Here is a 15,929-nt window from a genome sequence, read left to right as displayed (position 1 = left end):
ATCAATTATTAAATTTTTGAACAAGGTGGTGATCGTCTATGGATTTCGCCAACTTACATCCTTACGTGTACTATGCAACCAGGTATCCATTCTCCATGGGACAGTCTGCCAGCAATCGGATCTGTTATGCCTCCTCACTTTATTTGATCAGTGAGGGAAAAGGTGTCATTCATACGTGTGGTCGTACTTATGAAGCAACAGTTGGCTCTCTCGTGTACATACCAGCAGGGCAGCCCCATCATTGGGTTGCCGACAAAGAAGATCCGATGGTCCACATCTGCTGTTATTTCGACTGGTCATACATAGATCGTCGGTTCGAGTTCATCGATCCTAGCAGGATTTGTTATGATGAATCTACTCTTGTTCCAGCTTTAATCGGACCAGCTTTCCCCTTTTCTTTACCCGAGCATATGAATGTCGAGAATCTGCGCTTGTGGATAGATTACTTTGAAAAGTTTTATATCGAAAATAAATATACAGACGAGCGGACGTTCATTCGCAGCTTAAAGGTGCAGAGCAATTTCCAGAAGTTTATCGAGTTTTACCTCACATTTGCGCTGAAAGAGGAGCATATCACTAATCTACGCATGTCCAAGTTGCTCGAGCGATTGGATCAGGACTTGATACAAGGCAGTCTGCAGCCTTTGGAAGTCTATTACAGAGAGCTACGCATAAGCCGTGGTTACTTTTTTGAATTGTTCAAACAGGCAACTGGATTGTCACCTACACAGTATGTCACCCAATTCAGAATTAATCGGGTGAAGGACGACCTCCTATTTACGAATCTGAGCATTACTGAGATCGCAGATAAGCATGGTTTTTCATCTTTGCATTATTTTTCGAAGCTATTCCGCAAATTAATTGGACTATCACCACGGGAATACCGAGAAGAGAACAGCGAAGTGCAATGACGAAGTTTCCCCTAAGAAATTGGCAAAAGACCGCCCCTTATAAAATACTCGAATCGGGATTAGTGCCACTTGATACCAAATGAATTATTCCAAGACAATACCTATGTAATTAAGGAAACATTAGGTTAACGTAAAGCGTCTAAATAATATAATCGTTCTAGAAGGAGAAGAGGGCAATGAAAGTAAAAAGGAGTTTGCGAGTGTTACTTCCAATTTTGGGGGCGTGTACGATCTTTGTCGGAACTGCTGTGGCTAGCAATTCTGTTGGTCTGTTCGTTAGTGGTAAAGCGCTGAGTCCTAAAGAAACTAAACTTGATCATTCGGTAAACATTCAAACAGGAATTACAAAGGATATGGTTGAAGATTGGATACGAAAGCAAGGCAATGAAAAGAGGGACTATTATTTTGATGGTCTATCCTTTGAAGAAATGAATGTAGATGGGGATTCCGAACCAGAAGTACTTGTGCGAATTGATGGAGGGGTACATCTTGGTGATTTCTTCATCTTTGACAAACAGTCCAACGGTTCATATAAATTAATCTTTGAGAAACCGTGGCATGTCGAATCTTGGAACATTGAGAATTTTCGAGCTGATGGAATGAATCCTTTATTTAATATAGTCACGCGCACAGGCGGAACAGATGCCGATGTTAGAGAATCTCATCTAATGTATATGAACGATTCTGGAGTATGGACAGAGGCTTGGAAAGGTACTCTTAAAGACCGCTCTGTATTTCAAGGTAAATATCATGTTGCCATGGGTAGTTACCAGTTCAATGATGATAATGGGGAACTTTTCTATTGGCAGACCGAAGTGGACGCATCCTTAGAGGACAACAAGCAAGAGCGAGACTCAAAGACCACGATGAAGATTTTTAATCTTCAACAGGGAAAGTTTATTGAGAAGAAGTGAGCATCAAAAAGCTCGAAGTAATATAAACATAATACAGTCATCAGAGGGAATGATCATCATGAAGAAACGTATTGCTGTAAGCTTACTTATTTTTATTTTTGTCCTAAGTTTGGCCCTTCCAGGACAAGCTTCGATGGAAGCATTTAGCCAAGAACCGGTTATTAAAGATGGAAATCTCGATCAAGCGATTCATTCGTGGTTAGGTAAAAAAGGCAATGAACCACTTACCAAAGCGGATTTAGAATCTCTCACCGTTGTATCTTTAGCGGGTAAAGGAATTAAAGATCTGCAAGGATTGGAGTATGCCGTCAATATCACGGAACTCGATTTAGACCGTAATGAGATTACGGATCTAACACCGCTAAAGAAACTTTCAAAGATCCGTAGTCTTAGCCTCAAAGCAAATCAAATCTCATCGATTGAGGAATTGTCAGCTCTGAAGGAGATGAAATATCTAGAAATAAGCTGGAATCAGGTCTCATCCTTGGATGTGGTGAAACAGTTGCCCCGTCTAATCGAGTTGGAGGCCGACCACAATCAAATTTCGAATGTTCAAGGTCTCTCTGGAGCTGCAGAATTAGCGTATTTGAAAATGAGTGACAATGCGATAGAAGACATAGCTCCTCTCGGCAACATGAAGAAGCTGACATATCTTAATGTGTCTTACAATAAGATTAAGGATTTTTCGCCGCTACGGAAGCTATCCAAAAGTCTGACGTATCTGGGGATTGATGGCGACCAGATTACTGATCTTAAGCTGCTAGAAGGATTCAACAATCTCGAAGGTCTCTCTGCCAATAACAATAACATCGAGAGTCTTGCCCCTTTAGCGAAATTAACTAACTTGTCTACATTGGATCTATCCTCCAACGAGATTAAAGATTTAGACCCGTTAAAACAATTGAACAAGCTAGATACCCTCTACTTGGATAACAACCGAGTATGGAATTTGGAACCGTTAAGAAATTTGAAATCCCTAAGAATTCTAAATTTGAACAATAACCGGGTATGGGATCTGGAGCCGATTCAAAATAATAGTTATGACTTTCATTGGGATACGGGGGCGGAACGCTACGGACTGCAGTTGAACGATAACTACTTGGACTTAAGCCAAGGAACCAAAACCTATAAAATATTTAACAAATTGAATGCGGATCGTTATGGTATTATGTCTCAGCGTAAGACTCAACGCTTGATGATAGGCAGCAAGACAGCCTATGTGGGCGACAGTATCTACAATATAACAGCAGCGCCATTCATTCAGACAGGCCGTACCTACGTACCTATTCGTTTCATTTCCGAGAAACTTGGGGCAAAGGTGAATTGGAACCAGAATACGAAAGAGGTAACGATTCAAAAAGACGGTCAAACGATTCGTTGGCGTGTGGGGAATAAGCAGGTTAAGGTAAACCAGCAAATCGTGATGGTTGACGCTCCTTTACTACAGAAAAATAACAGCACTTTCGTTCCTGTACGCTTTGTGTCGGAGCAACTTAATACTTCTGTTGAATATTTAGGCAGCAAAAAAATGGTCATCATATTCGAAAATAAGACCGCATAACAGAATTCAATCTAGGCGCATTGATCTAATAGATCAAGCGTCTTTTTTTGTCAGATTGTTTAAATGAATTTCATACTAATGAAATTATTTCATTATATATTGAATGTTGCTCTTATATATATTACATTATTCATAAATATGAAATTTAGGGTGAAGAAATGAATATAGGGATGGAAATAAAGAAACTGAGGACTGAAAAAGGAATTACTTTGAAAGAGTTAAGTGAAAAAAGCGAACTATCTGTTGGATTTCTGTCTCAATTAGAAAGGGGGCTTACGACCATAGCAGTTGATTCACTTGAAAAACTAGCTGATATTTTGGAAGTGCATTTAACATACTTTTTTGATCATCCACTTAAAAGGGAAGATATGGTGCTCAGAAGTTATGAACAAGAAATAATGGATTCAGCAGAAGGTGGTTTTATTAAGTATAGTTTAAGTACAGATTTGGAAAATAAACAACTTGTTCCAAGGCTTATAGAAATTCTTCCTCAAAGGAGAGATGAAGAAATATTATCCTATAAGCATGAGGGAGAAGAGTTCATTTATGTATTAGAGGGTATATTAACCGTTTATATAAATGGTACGAGGCATGAAGTATATCCTGGTGACAGTGTTCATATGGACTCAAATATTGACCACAATTGGGCTAATTATACGAACAAAAAGGTCAAGCTTATCGCTGTTAATACGCCTAATTATATCTACAATAGTCGGGTTAACAATGGATAAATTAATATTATATCTCATCGGTTCTTTTTTTGTAATCGGAGCTATTGATTATATTACCGGAAATCACTTGAAACTGGGTGGGAAATTTGAGGAAGGCATAAAGACCATGGGGGCTCTAGGGATTGGCATGATAGGAATAATTTCTTTAGCCCCTATATTTACAAATTTTTTATCTGGTGCGATTATTCCAATCTGTAGAGTGCTTCATTTAGATCCTTCTATCGTTCCTGCAGCATTGTTAGCTGTAGATATGGGGGGATATCAAATCGCTGATAAGCTAGCAATAACAAAGGAAATGGGGGCATTCTCAGGAATTATCATCGCATCTACTTTAGGAGCCACAATTAGTTTTTCAATCCCCGTCGCGTTAGGGATGCTCTCTAAAGAGGATGAAAAATATTTCTCTAAGGGTGTGCTGGTTGGAATTATTACTATACCGATAGGATGTCTTGCAGCAGGCATATGGCAGAAAATAAATATCGGCATATTAGTATGGAATCTGGCACCTATATTTGTTTTTGCCATTATTTTAGGGGCCGGATTATTAAAAGCTCCACATGTTTTTATAAAAGTTTTTAATGGTTTTGGAAAGCTTATCATGAGTTTGAGTATTGTTGGATTACTTTTACAAGGTATAGATGTGATATTTGGCGTAAAGCTTGTCTCAGGATTAACACCCCTATCTGAATGTACAGTTATCGTAGGCAAGATCGCATTAGTTTTAGGTGGAGCATATCCTATGCTAGCGCTTATCAATCGAATTTTTAAAAATAGTTTTGAAAAAATAGGGGAGAAATTTGGAATTAATTCCGTGTCAGTAGCGGGGATTCTAGGAAATTTGGCTAGTAATCTGTTGATATTCGGAACATATAAGGAAATGAATCCTAAAGGAAAAGTGGTATGTGCTGCCTTTGGAGTAAGTGGAGCATTTGTATTTGGTGGTCAACTTGGCTTTGTGTCAGGAGTAGCCCCTGAAATGTTAGGAGCGTTTATCATATCAAAGCTTACAGCCGGAATCATTAGTATTGTACTAGCCGTATGGCTGTATGATCGTGAAAGTAAAGAATTTAGCCTTAAGAAAAATGGAGGTATTCGTAATGATTATCAGGGATAGAGTCGAAAAGTTAAGACAGCTAATGAAAGAAAATCAAATGGATGCTTATATTATTCCCAGTTTTGATGCACATCAGAGTGAATATGTAGCAGAACATTGGAAATCTAGACAATGGATATCAGGATTTACAGGGTCTGCAGGTACTGTAGTTATTACATTAGAGGATGCTGGGCTATGGACAGATGGCAGATACTATATTCAAGCTGAAAAGCAGCTTGATGGATCAGGAATCAGATTATTTAGAATGATGGATCCTGGGGTACTCTTTTATACAAAATGGCTAGCAGATGTTCTTAATGAAGGAAGCATTGTGGGCTTTGATGGAAATGTTTTTTCATTGGATATGGTTAAAAAGATGGAAAAAGATCTAAAAGCAAAGAGAATCGAATTAAAAATGAATCAAGATTTCATTGGTGATCTGTGGGAAGATAGACCGGAGATTCCTAAAGGATCAATTTTTACTCATGACGTAAAATATGCAGGCAAATCGCGAGTAGAAAAATTAAATGAAGTAAGAGAAGAAATGAAAAATATAGGAGCAAATTATTATATTTTAACTTCTCTTGATGACATTGCATGGCTATTGAATATAAGAGGGGCCGATGTGCCTAACAATCCAGTTGTAATAGCAAATGTTATCGTTGCAGAACATAAATGTTATTTATTTATTGATTCTAGCAAGGTTCCCTCTTTGGTTAAAGCAGAACTGGAGGCTGAAGGAATCGAGTTAAAAGCGAATCATGAAATACAAACATTCTTGGAAAATATTACAAACGAAGATGCGATTATTTTAGATTCGAATAAAACAAATATCAGTTTATATCATGCCATAAACAGTAATACAAAGAAAATTGAAAGTCCTGACATCACGACTAATTTAAAAGCTATTAAAAATGAAGTTGAGATAAAAAATTTAAAATGGTGTGGAATAAAAGATGGTTTAGCCATGGTGAAATTTATAAAATGGCTAAAAAACGGTGTAGATAAAGAAGAAATTACAGAGATTACTGCAGAAGAAAGATTAGAAGATTTCAGAAGGGGACAGGAAGGATTTGTTGGACCAAGCTTTGATACGATAGCAGGTTATAAAGAACATGCTGCGATGATGCATTATAAAGCCAATAAAGAAACGCAATATACGCTTAAGAATGAAGGTCTTTTTTTAATTGATTCAGGCGGACAATATTATGATGGAACAACCGATATTACACGAACGATTGTTTTAGGAAAACTTACCGATGAACAAAAAAGAGATTTTACTTTGGTGTTAAAAGGATTTATTGCATTAAGCTCAGTAAAATATTTATACGGAGTAACAGGCTCTAACTTAGACGTTTTAGCAAGACAACCCATTTGGCAGTATGGTTTGGACTATAAATGCGGGACAGGACATGGGGTAGGTTTTTTCTTGAATGTTCATGAAGGACCACAAAGCATAAGAAATAATAATCATGTTACATTAGAAAAAGGCATGATTATTACGAATGAACCGGGAATATACCTCGAAGGTCAATATGGAATTAGAATTGAAAATATGATGTTAGTCGTAGAAGACGAGAAAACAGCGTTTGGTCAATTTATGAAGTTTGAAGCCATCACGTATTGCCCTATTGATTTAGCCGGTATCCAGATTGATATGCTAACAGAGAGTGAAAAGCAATGGTTAAACAATTATCATCAAGAGGTATACACAAAGCTAGCTCCTTATTTAAATGAAGAAGAGAGCGTATGGCTAAGGGAAGAAACTAGGGAAATATAAATAGGAATTACCGTTTACAAGTAATATTTTCGCCTTAAAGTAAGCAGCGATCCGAGAATAGAATAAACAGAAATTCCAACTCTTCCGGCATAGGCAAGATTTTATCGGACATTGAAATGGCAATAAAATAACCCTCGGCATCGTAGTTGGTAGTGAATTACCACGATACCGAAGGTTATTTGGTTTTATAAACAGTCCATAAAAATTAGAGTTTTACACCTAATAATTCAAGTGAAAAAATATCTCCGGGCAACACAGTTGTCGGTTGTTCAATTTTATATTTCTCGGTTTCGGTAGAATAGGTACCGTAGCTTTAGAAATATTTTGTGTCAAAAATAAACTATTATTGACCTGGCCATACTTTGATAACGTTCATGCTGTCATGGATGATTTCGAATGGACCAGGGAAAGGATTGTACTCATCCCGTGACTTGCCTAAATAATCCTTGTTCAAACAAATCGGGGTTCCATCAACATCCTCATAAGGCAGCTCCGTTATACGCGTTTTACCAAGAAGCTCCCCTGTAACAAGGTTGCGATTTCTTTGGTTTTTCCAATTTGCTTGACCTTTCAAATGAAGATAAACCCCATCTTTCTCCACCGTGAGCTTGACTTCAGGGTCAAAATCATCTATTTGAACAGGCGCCATCTCATGATTGGCAGGCTGCGCACCATTCAGATACAAATTGCCATCTAAGAAAACAGGGAATGCGGGTTCATCAAATTTGTCTAATCCAATCGGCTCTCCCTGCCCAATAAACATGTTGTTGTAAAAACGATCGTCTCCGCCTGGTATATCATGTGTTCCTGCAACGCGAGTGGAATGCGCATGCAGATATGGCGTAAAGCGATTGAGCTCCGGCTTTAATAAAATTGTACCCAAGAATAAATTGTGAGCGTAAGCGCCACCCTGCGACATGTTAAATAAAGCATTCGCGGCGCCTCCCGAGAGAAAGAGGTTATGATCCACCATGCACGGACCATGGCTCACTTCGATAAAGAGATCGTACTGCGTGTTGTCATAGAGCAGGTTGCCGGTTACGTGCGTTCCTTGCGTCATCCAATCCAACCAAATGCCCATAACACTTCGATGAATATGGTTTTTACTGATCAAGGTATCAATCGCGCCATGAAACTTAATGCCGGCCATCTCATAACCGGAGAAAGTACAATTGATATGAATATCGTGTATATAATTTTCGGTAACTACACTGTTAATAGCCCCTAAACTGCCGGCAATTCCGGCCATCCCACAATAGGAAATGGTGTTACTTCTAACGATATGATGACCAACCTGCTCACTGTTCCACCCATTTTCCAACGCGCGTTCGATTGTTTTATGGTAAGATTCGGTTGTTCCGTCGTAATTGTCCCACTCATCGCCATATTTCCCTAGTGTAATACCCGTGCATCTCGAGTGGCTAATGGTATTGTGTTCAATAATCCACCCTTTGCTCCAGTGCGTACCTACCAAACCAATCTGTTCAGCAGTCGGCGGGGCCCACGGCGTTGCCGCATGGCGCATGATAAACCCTCTGACGGTAATGTAATTGACTCCAGGCTTCTCGGGGTAAAACACTGTTTGTCTTACATTGATTTCGACGAACTCCTCATTCGGATTTGCGCTGCTGAAATTCGCCCAGATCATCGTATTCGACTCATCGACACTTGCAAACCAGAACAGCGCGCTGCCCTCGTTTTGGAGGACATCATCTAGCTTGGCTGCTTCGTCTAGTCCATCCCCGTTCAAATACACCGATCCTGTATGGTGATCCCGTTCATTAGGAAGAAACCAATCCCCTTTGATGAGGTCATTGTATGGATTGAATGCTCCGAAAATGGTGTTTGGAATCGTTGTCTTCCATACGTTTTCGTGTACGTTTTCCCAATCCTTCACGATTTCGGAGCCTTTTATTTCAACTCGCTCACCCGATGCTGCTTGATAGATAATTCGTAACGAATCCGATTCTCCGCCGCGAGGTGGACTGATTCTTTCCCGATAGACACCTTCATGGACGGTGATGACATCCCCCGGCTGTGCCATCATTGCAGCGGCAGAAATGGTTCTTAAAGGTGCTAAGGATGTTCCTTCCCAGCAGTCATTTCCCGTCATCGATACATGAAATTCTCTTCCTTGATGAATTGACAAACATCATCACTCCTATAGTACTGATGAAATTAATGGCTTACTTTTATTATAAGAGCTTAGCTTAACTCCACAATGTCTACAATTGACATATTCTTATCCGCGATTGATTTCATTGTACTATTAAATAAGAATTTATCCCGATTTTATAATGTCTACAATTTATATATTTTTATCTATAATTGATTTCATTGTACTATCGAATTACTTATTATCACTTAGCTAATGGTCATACCGGATGTCAGTCGGCGGTTGGTCGGGTTTTCTTTGAACAATTATAAAAATCATTTTAGGTGATACTAAGTAAACATTGTGTGTTGAAGGTAAATATAGGGGAGGAAAATGTGTGTCAAACACAAACACAACCAGAAAATTGACTTTAGTAGCCCTAGTATTAATGATTTTTACTTCTGTTTATGGATTCAACAACATTCCAAGATCATTTTATAAGATGGGTTATGCTGCTATTCCTTGGTTCATATTTTCAGCCATAGCCTTCTTTGTTCCTTTTGCATTAATGGTCGCTGAATATGGTTCCGCCTTTAAAGATGAAAAGGGTGGGATCTATTCTTGGATGGAAAAATCCATCGGTCCCAAATTTGCATTTATAGGAACGTTTATGTGGTATTTTGCTTATGTAACTTGGATGGTTAATGTCGCATCTGGTATGTGGGTTCCGGTGTCAAATGCTATCTTTGGACAAGATACAACACAAAGCTGGACTATATTTAATCTTCAAGGACCTCAGGTTTTGGGGGTTTTAGGAATTGTATGGATTCTTATCGTAACCTACACATCAACAAAGGGTCTGGATAAGATCAAGAAAGTAACCTCTTTAGGTGGTACTGCGGTCTTGTTATTGAATGTATTTCTTTGGGTGGGTGCAATAGCAGTACTCGTAGGCAATCATGGACATTTGGCACAGCCAATTACAGGATTGCATTCATTTACGCAAACACCAAATCCTAAATATGCAGGAGATCTTATTGCTTCGTTAGCGTTTATCGTATATGCTCTTTTTGCTTATGGCGGACTTGAAGCAGTGGGCGGTTTAGTGGATGTAACAGAGAATCCGGAAAAAACGTTTCCGAAAGGAATTCTTATATCTGCAGCTATCATTTCTGTAGGGTATTCATTAGGAATCCTATTAATTGGAATATTCACAAACTGGGCATCTGTAATGGGTATTGCAAATGTTAACCTAGGAAACGCAAGTTATATCGTTATGGCCAATTTAGGCTACTCATTAGGCACCGCTTTTGGAGCAAGTGATGCTACAGCTACAGCCCTGGGGCATGGGGTTGCAAGATTTATTGGACTTTCAATGTTTCTGGCACTTTCCGGTGCGTTCTTTACCTTAATGTTTTCACCGTTAAAGCAGATGATTGAAGGAACACCTAAAAAATTGTGGCCCGGAAAAATCGGAGAAACAAAAAATGGGCTGCCTGTTCATGCGATGTGGATTCAAGCTACTATAGTTAGTGTAATGATCGCATTAATCGCTTTCGGCGGAAGCACAATGACCGCATTCTTCAACATACTCGTTTCGATGACTAACGTGGCTATGACAATACCGTATGTATTTATAGCCCTTGCATTCCCGTATTTTAAGAAAAAAGTTGAAATCAATAAGCCGTTTATCGTATATAAAACAAAGTTGAGCGTAAATATTTGGACATGGATTGTTGTTCTAACCGTTGGATTTGCAAATTTCTTTAGTATCATACAGCCAGCTTTAGAAGGGGATATGCAAACAACCATTTGGAGTGTGGCTGGACCCGTTATTTTCTCCATTGTTGCATGGTTAATGTATAGCAAATATGAAAAAAAGAAAATATGTTAGCTTAAAATTTAGGTTAGACCTCGATTTGGGCATAGTACTCAAAGGGGTGAACCTCTAAAATAAAACGTATAAAAGCGCCAGTGAAAACATCTGAGCCACTAATGTGTCGGTAAACACCTAGGATCAGGTTTTTTCAACTGGCGCTATTCACTGTATATCGATCCACGATCCGTTACATTAGTAGTTTTATAAAATAGTTTTCTTTCATTTTTGAATGGTTTATGCTCATCAGAAGCTGGATTTCATGGTAATATAGTATGCAAAGATTACCAATTCATAGTTATGGAGGCGTATACTTATGGACCAACAATTGCAGCAAGAGGGGTACTTCGGAGAGTTCGGAGGCAGCTTTGTACCACCGGAATTGCAGGAAGTGCTGAACTATTTGAGTGAGCAATTTTACAAGTTTCGAGACGACCCGGACTTTAAGGAAGAGCTTAGCTATTACCTGCGCGAATATGTTGGTCGCCAGAGCCCGCTAACGTATGCGGAGCGGCTGTCCGAAGCTTGGGGAGGCCCTAAAATCTACTTAAAGCGCGAGGACCTGAATCATACTGGTGCGCATAAGATTAACAACGCGATTGGCCAGATTCTGCTCGCGAAGCGGATGGGAGCTAAGCGGATTATCGCTGAGACAGGAGCCGGGCAGCACGGTGTCGCTACGGCAACGGCCTGCGCCATGTTTAATATGGATTGCGTCATTTACATGGGAGCTGAAGATACGCGCCGCCAGGCGCTTAACGTGTTCCGGATGGAACTGCTCGGCGCAACCGTCATTCCGGTTCACAAAGGACAGGGACGACTGAAGGATGCGGTGGATGAAGCGTTAGACGATCTGGTTCGCAACTATAAAAATACGTTTTATTTGCTCGGATCCGCGGTTGGACCACACCCGTTCCCGACGATGGTTAAGCACTTCCAGGCCGTCATCAGCGAAGAGTCGAAACAGCAGATTGTCGAGAAGGAAGGCCGTCTGCCGGATGTGGTGGTGGCCTGCGCAGGCGGCGGCAGCAATGCGATTGGCGCATTCGCACACTACATCGACGAGCCGAGCGTCCGCTTGATTGGCGTCGAGCCCGACAAAGCGCCGAGCTTGACCCAAGGTGTCCCCAGCATCATTCACGGCTTCAAGTGCTTAGTGCTGCTAGACGAGGAGGGCCAGCCGCAAAAGACCTATTCGATCGCCGCAGGGCTCGACTATCCGGGCATCGGGCCGGAGCATAGCCACCTGAAGGTGACAGGAAGGGCCGAATATGCGACCGTCACCAATGAGGAAGTGCTGGAAGCCTTCCAGGAGCTGTCCCGCACGGAGGGGATCATCCCTGCCCTAGAGAGTGCGCATGCAGTTGCATACGCCAAGAAGCTAGCGCCTACAATGGGTCGGGGCCAAATTCTCATCGTGAACCTGTCTGGCCGTGGGGACAAGGATGTTGAACAAGTGTATCAAATGCTCAAATAATAATTGAAAAGTGCTGTGGCCGCCAGTAGTTGATCTGGCGGCCTTTTCTCCATTATGATTTCGTGGTTGTAAAATAGGATTCCCCTAGAAGTTCCTTCACTTGATAGCTGCTTGGTGAAAGTTCTTTTTCAACAAAAGCGTTGATTTCCGACTTTTCAATATCATACATAACTTCAATTTCTTTAGAAAATAATAGCTTTTCTTTTTCAAGCAAGTTCGAAAGGGATGGTTGTTGTTTCGGTTGTATTTCTTCCGTATTTAGAATTTGCTGTAGGCCCTCAACATAGGACTCAAATGGACGACTACCTACGATTTTCAATCCTTTATTTTCAGCGTTGATCATAATGATCGACGGGAAACCTCTAACGCCAAGGCTTCTAGCGAGACTAAAATCTTCATTCAATAATTGTTGGCCGGTTTGGTGTTCGGCATCCCTGACAATAGCTTCTCCATCAAGTCCAAGTTGATTTACGATGTCTATCATGATGGATTCATCGGCGATATTTCGATTAAATACGAAGAGATCTTCTCGTGATCGTCTTAAGTAATCATAGGCTAATGCATCGTTATGATTTTTTTGAATCACTTTAAATACACGAGAAGGCGGGTAGGAGGATTGGACCGGATTGTCGAGCATCAGTGAGCCGTCAATCGGCATGCGCGAATATTCTCCAACCTCTCTCCAGTGGCCGAAGACGTCAGCAGGTCCTGATATTCCGTTACGGGGGTCGACAGGCTCATCACTCCATTTTTCCAGCAACCCGCCCATTACCGTATGAAAGTTAAAATAGTGTCCATACTGCTCTTTGAATCGACGAAGAACAGGTTCAAGCGCCCAGCAGTGAGAGCAGATTGGATCCGTTACATAATATAATTCAATGGATTTTTGGGGTTGATTAAAATCGATCATCTCCATTTCTTCTTCCCCAGCTACGCCACATACACCAGTTTCTAAATCACAAATCATATGATTATCGTTCGCCATTCGTTTATCCTCATTTCCCATGATTGTTGCCTTACAATCAAATTCTAGCCATAATCAATCGATCGGAACACCAATAGATCAGTCCATTTGTCGTTTATGCAACACATTGATACAATTGTTTAAAAAGTCGGAGGGACATGATATGACGCAATCAAAGACAGATCCCCGAGTTTTACGAACTCGTAAGTTAATCATGGACTCTTTTATTGAACTTTCAGGTAAAAAAGAGTTCAAGGATATTACCGTTAAGGATATTACAACAGAGGCTAAGATTAATCGTGCAACGTTCTATTATCATTTTGAAGATATATATGACTTGCTCGACAAATCATTATCGGAAGTATTATTGATTAATTTGAACGTCATCGATTTCGAGAAAAGCGAACTAAATGAAGCATCGATTATTGATATTTTCGTGGCCATAACGGATTTTCAAAGAGCATTGTCCAGTCGGTGTCATAGAGGATACGATGAGACCATCGCCCGCATTATTAGGGAGCAACTCGAAATCATTTTCTATGGCATGTTGCGAAAACAACATACAATTGAAGAGAATGAATCTCTTAAGATTACAGCTGTCATTTTAAGTTGGGGCATTTATGGCGCTTCTGTAGAGTGGAGGAGGAATTGTAACGAATCATCGCCGGAAGCATTTATTAAGTCGGCCATTCCTTTTCTGATGTCTGGGATTGAACACGTGTAAGGCTGCTATCATGTCGAAACTAAGATGAAGAATGAATTTATTCCAATCGTAAGGATGATCTGCATATGAAAATTTTATTAGTCGAGGATGATAAGACGATCGCGTCGGGACTGGAATATTCGCTGCAGCAAGATGGTTATCCAACCGTTCTCTGCCATGATGTCGCCTCAGCCAAAAAGGTGCTCGCTGATGACATCGATCAGTTCGCTTTATGCTTGTTCGATTTACAGCTTCCGGATGGCAGCGGTTATGAATTGTGCAAGATGGTGAAGGAGCGGCGAGACATTCCGGTCATCTTCTTAACGGTGATCGACGATGAGGTCAATGTCGTGATGGGGCTCGACATGGGAGCCGACGATTACATTACCAAACCTTTTCGAGTTCGCGAGCTGCTGTCCCGAATCAAGTCCGTCTTGCGGAGATACCAGAAGCCATCCCAAGCCAGAGCGATCATCGACATCGATCATGTCCGAATCAATACGCTGGAAGGCAAAGTACATAAGAACGGCGCCGAAATTTCCCTCACTGCCTTGGAATATCGCTTATTGCTGATCTTCGGCAGTCACATTGGACAAGTTCTCACAAGGAATCAGCTTCTAGAGCAAATCTGGGACGTGGCCGGCGACTTCGTGAACGATAATACGTTAACGGTGTATATCAAAAGGCTGAGGGAAAAGCTGGAGGATGATCCAGGGCATCCGACATTGATCAAAACGGTACGCGGTTTAGGCTATAAGGTTGGTGATTAGATGCTGCGTAATCGAGAAATTCAACGATTAGTGCTCCTCATGGGCTTGATCAGCTTAGCGGCGCTCGTTGCCGCTGCTTTCATTTCGACTGTCGCCGCGGCGCTCGTATTCATTCTATCCATGCTGCTTATTGGCACAAGCATGTTATTCACAGGATGGAGATATCGCGAGCTAGCGAAGCTGTCCGTCTATTTGCGGGAAATTAGCAACGGCAACGATTCCCTTGACGTTCGCGATAATCAAGAGGGCGAGCTGAGCATTCTCAAGAATGAGATTTACAAAGTGACGCTCATGTTATCGGAGCACCGGTCGTTATTACAGCGGGACAAAATTCAACTGACAGATGCCATCTCCGATATTTCACATCAGCTCAAAACGCCACTGACCTCCATGACGGTGATGGCGGATTTGTTAAGCGCCCCTGACCTGCCTCTGGCCAAGAGATCGGAGTTCACCCATCATATCCGCGTCCAGCTTGATCGCATCGATTGGCTGGTTTCTTCCTTACTAAAGCTATCGAAAATTGACGCGAAGACCATCCCATTCAAAAAAGATCGAATACGCATGAAAAACCTGATCCAAAAGGCATTAGAGCCGGTACTGATTCCGATGGATATAAAGGGACAGTCGGTTTCCATCGCGGGCGATGACGACGTCTCTTTTGTCGGCGATTTCAATTGGACTGCTGAAGCGGTCATCAATATTTTGAAGAACGGCGTAGAGCATACGCCTGAAGGCGGAGCGATCGCCATCGCATTTTCCGAGAACGCGCTATTTACGGAGATCGTCATTGAAGACAACGGCAAAGGAATTCCGAAAGATGATTTGCCTTATATTTTCAAACGTTTTTACAAAGGAAAGAACGCCAGCGAAGGAAGCATCGGCATAGGACTTGCGATGGCTCACAGCATCATTGCCAGCCAGAACGGCGTGATCGATGTAACGAGCGACGGCGGGAAGGGTACGCAGTTTCGGATTAAATTTTATAAGCAAGTGATTTAACGGCACGCCGTAAGTGACTGAATTGTCACCTCCATCGTCACTGGAAAGTCAT

13 protein-coding genes are annotated in these 15,929 nt (G+C 41.2%); 11 read left to right on the top strand and 2 right to left on the bottom strand.

Annotated features, from left to right (window positions below; all coding sequences use genetic code 11):
- Window positions 1–38 precede the first annotated feature (38 nt).
- The 6 genes from ACFQZR_RS28605 (at window position 39) to ACFQZR_RS28580 (ending at window position 6,990) form a co-directional block, all read left to right on the top strand.
- Window positions 39–911, top strand: a complete 873-nt coding sequence (locus tag ACFQZR_RS28605; protein WP_379351699.1) for a helix-turn-helix transcriptional regulator — start codon at window positions 39–41, stop codon at window positions 909–911.
- A gap of 176 nt (window positions 912–1,087) precedes the next feature.
- Window positions 1,088–1,825, top strand: coding sequence for a hypothetical protein (locus ACFQZR_RS28600; RefSeq protein WP_379351698.1), 738 nt, complete (start codon window positions 1,088–1,090; stop codon window positions 1,823–1,825).
- A gap of 58 nt (window positions 1,826–1,883) precedes the next feature.
- Window positions 1,884–3,386, top strand: coding sequence for a leucine-rich repeat domain-containing protein (locus ACFQZR_RS28595; RefSeq protein WP_379351697.1), 1,503 nt, complete (start codon window positions 1,884–1,886; stop codon window positions 3,384–3,386).
- A gap of 158 nt (window positions 3,387–3,544) precedes the next feature.
- Window positions 3,545–4,117 carry a helix-turn-helix domain-containing protein gene (locus ACFQZR_RS28590; RefSeq protein WP_379351696.1) on the top strand — a complete coding sequence of 191 codons (573 nt, stop codon included), beginning with the start codon at window positions 3,545–3,547 and terminating at the stop codon, window positions 4,115–4,117.
- Entirely contained in the window at window positions 4,110–5,231 is a 1,122-nt protein-coding gene (gene eutH / locus ACFQZR_RS28585) for an ethanolamine utilization protein EutH (RefSeq protein ID WP_379351695.1), read from the top strand. Before ACFQZR_RS28590 ends, eutH begins: the two co-directional genes overlap by 8 nt.
- Complete coding sequence (locus ACFQZR_RS28580) at window positions 5,215–6,990, top strand: aminopeptidase P family protein (protein ID WP_379351694.1); 1,776 nt, start codon at window positions 5,215–5,217, stop codon at window positions 6,988–6,990. Before eutH ends, ACFQZR_RS28580 begins: the two co-directional genes overlap by 17 nt.
- A gap of 343 nt (window positions 6,991–7,333) precedes the next feature.
- Here ACFQZR_RS28580 and ACFQZR_RS28575 read toward each other — a convergent pair whose 3' ends face one another.
- A complete protein-coding gene (locus tag ACFQZR_RS28575; RefSeq protein WP_379351693.1) occupies window positions 7,334–9,139 on the bottom strand; it encodes a right-handed parallel beta-helix repeat-containing protein in 1,806 nt (601 codons plus the stop codon).
- A gap of 343 nt (window positions 9,140–9,482) precedes the next feature.
- Between ACFQZR_RS28575 and yjeM the strand changes: the two genes are divergently transcribed.
- Both yjeM and trpB read left to right on the top strand, forming a co-directional pair.
- Window positions 9,483–10,979 (top strand): glutamate/gamma-aminobutyrate family transporter YjeM, encoded by a 1,497-nt coding sequence (gene yjeM / locus ACFQZR_RS28570; RefSeq protein ID WP_379351692.1) that lies wholly within the window; start codon window positions 9,483–9,485, stop codon window positions 10,977–10,979.
- A 298-nt stretch (window positions 10,980–11,277) separates the two neighbouring features.
- Complete coding sequence (gene trpB / locus ACFQZR_RS28565; protein ID WP_379351691.1) at window positions 11,278–12,438, top strand: tryptophan synthase subunit beta; 1,161 nt, start codon at window positions 11,278–11,280, stop codon at window positions 12,436–12,438.
- 52 nt (window positions 12,439–12,490) lie between these two features.
- On the opposite strand, the gene ACFQZR_RS28560 is transcribed toward trpB, so the two are convergent.
- Window positions 12,491–13,423, bottom strand: a complete 933-nt coding sequence (locus ACFQZR_RS28560) for a DsbA family protein (RefSeq protein ID WP_379351690.1) — start codon at window positions 13,421–13,423, stop codon at window positions 12,491–12,493.
- A 142-nt stretch (window positions 13,424–13,565) separates the two neighbouring features.
- Between ACFQZR_RS28560 and ACFQZR_RS28555 the strand changes: the two genes are divergently transcribed.
- From ACFQZR_RS28555 to ACFQZR_RS28545, 3 genes are all read left to right on the top strand, one after another.
- Entirely contained in the window at window positions 13,566–14,126 is a 561-nt protein-coding gene (locus ACFQZR_RS28555; RefSeq protein ID WP_379351689.1) for a TetR/AcrR family transcriptional regulator, read from the top strand.
- 65 nt (window positions 14,127–14,191) lie between these two features.
- On the top strand, window positions 14,192–14,875 hold the full coding sequence (locus tag ACFQZR_RS28550; RefSeq protein WP_379351688.1) for a response regulator transcription factor: 684 nt from the start codon (window positions 14,192–14,194) through the stop codon (window positions 14,873–14,875).
- Window positions 14,876–15,877, top strand: a complete 1,002-nt coding sequence (locus tag ACFQZR_RS28545; protein WP_379351687.1) for a sensor histidine kinase — start codon at window positions 14,876–14,878, stop codon at window positions 15,875–15,877. It begins immediately after the preceding gene.
- The last annotated feature ends 52 nt before the right edge of the window (window positions 15,878–15,929 follow it).

This window comes from Paenibacillus sp. GCM10027629 (assembly GCF_042676425.1).
Taxonomy (GTDB): Bacteria; Bacillota; Bacilli; order Paenibacillales; family Paenibacillaceae; genus Paenibacillus_K; species Paenibacillus_K terrigena.
This window is presented reverse-complemented; position numbering and strand designations above follow the sequence as displayed.